Origin of the sequence: uncultured Agitococcus sp. (assembly GCF_937920075.1) — a bacterium.
GTDB lineage: Bacteria > Pseudomonadota > Gammaproteobacteria > Pseudomonadales > Moraxellaceae > Agitococcus.
Genome location: NZ_CALETI010000233.1, coordinates 1 through 4,850 on the forward strand (window position 1 = coordinate 1; position 4,850 = coordinate 4,850).

General features: G+C 41.0%; 5 protein-coding genes. All 5 read right to left on the bottom strand.

Annotation, left to right across the window (positions count from 1 at the left end; genetic code table 11):
- Positions 1-610: dynamin family protein (locus Q0212_RS08240; protein WP_297924402.1), on the bottom strand; the 610-nt coding region annotated here is incomplete at its 3' end.
- A gap of 299 nt (positions 611-909) precedes the next feature.
- Positions 910-1,533 carry a hypothetical protein gene (locus Q0212_RS08245; RefSeq protein WP_297924404.1) on the bottom strand — a complete coding sequence of 208 codons (624 nt, stop codon included), beginning with the start codon at positions 1,531-1,533 and terminating at the stop codon, positions 910-912.
- Positions 1,534-1,729: 196 nt separating this feature from the next.
- The gene (ptuB, locus tag Q0212_RS08250) at positions 1,730-2,497 is read right to left on the bottom strand and encodes a retron Ec78 anti-phage system effector HNH endonuclease PtuB (protein WP_297924406.1); all 768 of its coding nucleotides are present in this window, start codon (positions 2,495-2,497) and stop codon (positions 1,730-1,732) included.
- Positions 2,498-2,506: 9 nt separating this feature from the next.
- Positions 2,507-3,796, bottom strand: coding sequence for an AAA family ATPase (locus Q0212_RS08255; protein ID WP_297924408.1), 1,290 nt, complete (start codon positions 3,794-3,796; stop codon positions 2,507-2,509).
- Positions 3,797-3,802: 6 nt separating this feature from the next.
- Positions 3,803-4,850, bottom strand: a 1,048-nt coding sequence (locus Q0212_RS08260; protein ID WP_297924410.1) for a restriction endonuclease subunit S, incomplete at its 5' end; no start/stop codon positions are given.

Consider the following 4,850-nt stretch of genomic DNA (forward strand, 5'->3'; position numbering starts at 1 on the left):
CTCCTAATTGCGCGGTACTTTGTACCCAAATTGCAATATGTGCTTCGGCAATAGCACGGCGAGTAATTTCCTCATGATGCTGCACCACAGATTGTAAACCTGGGGTATCAATAAGAACCAAACCTTTATCTAATAAAGGATGCGAGGTAAACACTTCTATATAATCGACAAGCTTCCGAGCATCAGCATGCTCACTATTTAATTCAGTTCCCCATTTTTCTAAAACTTCATCATTGTCCCATGCAATTTCTGTAGGCGAACGACCATCCTGATAATGAATACGAATGAAACGCTCATCACGCCCTGCGGGTATCGCTCTTACAAAGGTGTTAATTGCTGTAGTAGCTTCTTGTGCTGAACGCAGCAAATGAATTCCTAATAAAGCATTCACTAAGCTAGATTTACCACGCGAAAACTCACCAATCACAACTAGCAATACTTGGCTGTCTGAATCTAGTGCTTTTTTTAATTCCTCAAATTTGGCATGAGATGTTTTTAGCTGTTGGCTGCCAAACTGCTCAAATAACTCATGGGTTCGCTCTAGATAATTACGTGTTTCTTTAATACGTGCTTGACGAATATTTAACCCTTGCTCTAAAACATCACTCATTCTAAAAGTCCTCTTAAAATCAAACCTTTGTTTTACTTTAATATATCAACATCATCTAAAATTGTTTGGAACTACCAATAAATTACCTTTCTATTGTGATACTAACGCCAATTATTTAAGAGCTTTTGCAGTAATGACTTTGGTGTATTGGCCACACTTACATCCAACCTCTTCCTCCCACACTTCCCACACACATGTGGCAGCATTAGCACATCACTTTTTTGGTTGCGTGTGCAGCTCCAGCCACAATCCAAACAAGTCACTTTGACTAATCCAACAGGCATAACCATTTATGCCTCCTACTCTTTAAAACCTGCAATAAGCTCATCTAAGCCTTGCTCACGCATAACCTCAATCAGTTCATTAATGGCTTTATCCAAATGTTTAAAATCCTCTTGTTTATCTTCTTGAGTAAACACATCTTCAAGCCACGAACGTACACCGCCAAAGATGCTACCCACACCACTAATACCACCGACAATGCCATAACCTCTGCCACCTTTGGGCTTAGACATAGACGATTTAAAAATATTATCAATTTGTTGTGACACCTCAGCCATACCTGTCACCACTTTGGCTTGGGCAAACAACGGTTGTAACTCTTGAACAAGGCGTGGCGATAACACGTCTTGGAGTTGCTCTTCAACCAATCTTAAAGTCACAGCTTGGGTAATATTTAAAGCATTTGTGGGACTTGGCGTTTTTTGCCAACGCCAACTATGTGGCACAGAGTCTTTACGACACTCTAAGGGGAAATGTTCTTTTAAAATACCTAAGTCTCTTTGGATGGTACGTAATTCAACATCAATACCTAACTCAGCTAAATGGTCGCGGATGTTGGTGGTAGAGACGTAATGACCACTTGATAAATACCAGATGATGTGCCAGTGTCTTTTGATAGTTTTTGCAGTTTCGGTACTCATGTTTCCTACACTTTTTTGTTTATTGCTTATCCCTAACTATCTCACTTGCAAAACTTACTGACAAGATAATCAATGACTTACTTGAAGGGAGTACGACTCAGTTTTACGTACTACGGCTTATTGATAGCGTTTTTTTAAATTTATGGCAATACTCACACAAATAAAAATGTAAGTATTTTCAACCGTGTGAAAGATTTTAGCCCTGATAAGCTATTGTGTTTAACTGCTGTTCTGCGGCTTGTCCCAAATAACTTCTAACCGCCGAAAAAAAGACAGGCCAATGATGATTTTTTTTGACTAATATGGCTTTAGCAAGCCGCTCTCTGGCTTCACTGTCTGATAAACCGTTAGCCACTAATTGTGCAAATAATTTATTGATTTCGTTTAACTCTGCACTTCTTAAACGTGTTAGCCGTTTAGCATTGAGGTTTAAGTAATCAATGGTATTTTGTGCCTGTTGTCGATTGATGGTTGCTTGCTGACAATTAGCACTATTAACGGTCATATCTCCACTACTTCGATGATAATTAAACAAAGGTGGAAAAGCAGGCAGCCGTAGAGGATTAAGAATATCGTTATCCCAATTATTATCGGCTTTGGGGACATCGCATGACGTATCGGGGCTAGTAAATCGGTTGGCGGCATCCGTGACATCTTTCTGACTGCCACCATGACAACAGCCTAACAAATTTTGCCAATCTAAATGCCAATTATGGGCAGTCGATGTATCTGACTTGGGATGAAAATGCTCCACACGAAAATCAGCAAGACCGCCCTGAGTATCGGCAGGTTTTAAGTCAATTTCGCAATAGGCACATAATCCACCTTGATTAAGGCGAATTTCTGTTTGAATGGCTTCGCGCCGAGTTGGATTTTTGGAACACTGAGTCCATGTGTTTGTTGGGTTGGCTTGCACATAATTTGCTAATAGTGCTGGCTGTTGGCCTTTGATAATGTTTTTCATCTTATCTATTTATCTATCCAATGATTGAAGACGAATATCCACATCTAAACGCACTAGCTCTGGCTCAAACCCTGCGCCCCATTGGTCTAGGGTTTGACGAAGTTTGAGTGCTTCTTCGCTATCCCATTGATTGTTATCCACCAATGTTTGATATGCCTTTAGTGTTTGCACGATTTCTAACTTTTCAACACGCGGTGATTTTACGCCCAATACATCTAATAGCACTTGTTGCGCTTCTGCTCCTTCGGAAAAAAGCACAGGCAATAAACGCGGATGTTCGTTATGCCAATCAATGACGCGCAAACATTCAGGTTTAACCGAGGACACGACTTGTGGGCTGTGTGTTGACACAATAAATTGAATATTAGGAAAGGTTCGCATTAGGTCGAGCAAAATGGTTTGTTGCCAACCTGGATGCAGATGTAGGTCAATTTCGTCAATCAACACCACGCCTTCGGTTTGTAAGGGGTCTGGCATATCGGGATTAGCTTCGGCCATGCGTGCGGCAATATCCATCACCATGGCTAAGGTAGTGCGATAACCGTCACTCAGTTGTTCTATGCGTAATTGAGTGGTTTGGTTGCCTTGCGTCCAGTCTATTTGTATGCCTACTTCTGCACCACGCGGATTAGAAAAGTCAGGCAACATTTTTTGAATAGCACGGCGAATGGCTTTTAATTCGGGAATTTCGACATCAAAGGAACGTGCTTCTTTTTGTTTTTTGGCTTCAATATCTTCTAGAGCATAAAAATACTCGACAAAGCTACGAAAATTGGCTCGGCTTTCGAGGGCTACACGCAAGGCATCAAAACGCTGATAGTCTTTACCAAAACCACTTTTGCGTGTTGGCACGTCAAACACGGCACGGCCTGTACCATAGTGAATAAATACAGGCAGTTCATACGGTTGATTGGCATTATGGGCATCAATAAACTGGTCAACATAATCGTTTAAGGCTTTTACGCCTAATGCTTCGGGAATTTCTTTGGCTGTTTTGGGTGTTTGGTCGCGTTTAACGGTTCTGTCCCATTTAATGCCATTTGTGCTTTCGCAGCTAATACGCATATAAGGGGGTTTTTGACCGTTGGCATACACTTGAAAATCTGTTTCTTTAGGATTTAAGCCAACAACTTTGGGTAATCTTGTTAAAAACACGCCAAGAGCGGTCGCTATTGCATCTAAGATACTCGATTTACCCGCGCCATTGCGTGCCACTAAAACCGTGAGTTGTGGATGAAAATCCATTTCAAAATTCGTAAACCGTCGAAAATGTGTTAGCGTTAAGCATTTAATTTTCATGGTTATTTACTCATTAAACATGGTTTGTTGCTTGCTTGTTTTTTTGGGTTTGTCACGTTCGGCCTTGATTTTTGCCAACAGTGCTTGTGCGGAGTTTTCACCGCTAATTAAGTGGGGGTTGGCAGCGCGCCAGTCGGCGGTGAGTTCGCCGCGAAAGGCTTTGGCGAGTATGGCTTGTGTGAGGTTATTGACGCGGCTTTGAGCGTTTTTGACTTGTTGTTCAATTTGGTCGGCATAGGCAAAAAGTTGCTCGACACGGCGGACAATTTCGGTTTGTTCTTCTAATGGTGGTAAAGGTATGGCAAGATTTTTTAATTTTGTACCATTCACATTTGGTTGACCTATACCCGCACTAAATTCAGTAATTTGCCTCCAATAGTTATTGGATTGAAAAAAATACGACAAATACTCAATAGAGTTACCAACATTACAACGCACTCTAATTAAATAGGAAGCAAATACTGCATCAGGAGGAGTATCTCTAATTAAAAAACTTTTCCCAACTGTTGCACCTGTTCGAGCAAAAACCAAATCACCTTTTTGCAATAAGTAGGTATCTTTTCTATCTTCATCAATTTCACAGTAAGGGACATTATCCCAATCAACCCTACCATCCTGAATATCAGTGATTCTGAGCATTCTCGGGCCGACCTCATTTTGAGTTGAACTAGCCGTATAACCATAAGTAACACTCGACGTTATATCAGATAATAGCAACTCTCTCCATTTCCACTCCAAACCTTTAGCCTCCCTCCAATCCTCCGTCAACCTCCCACTCACCGCCGCCGACAAAACCGACTGTTTAAAGCGTTTAATAATGGTTGGTAAGGCATCTAAACGGGTTTTAATGTTGTCAACCTGTGCCAATAAACTATCTAATTTATCGGCTATGACTTTTTGTTCGGCTAGGGGGGGAAGTATAAATGGTGCTGCTAATCCATCGGATGTTCCAAGTCTTGGCATGTTAACACCATAACTAACGGCATTAACGTAAGATAAAAAAGACTCACTCTTGAGCCAATAAAATAAAAACCGATTATTTATTAGTGGCTCA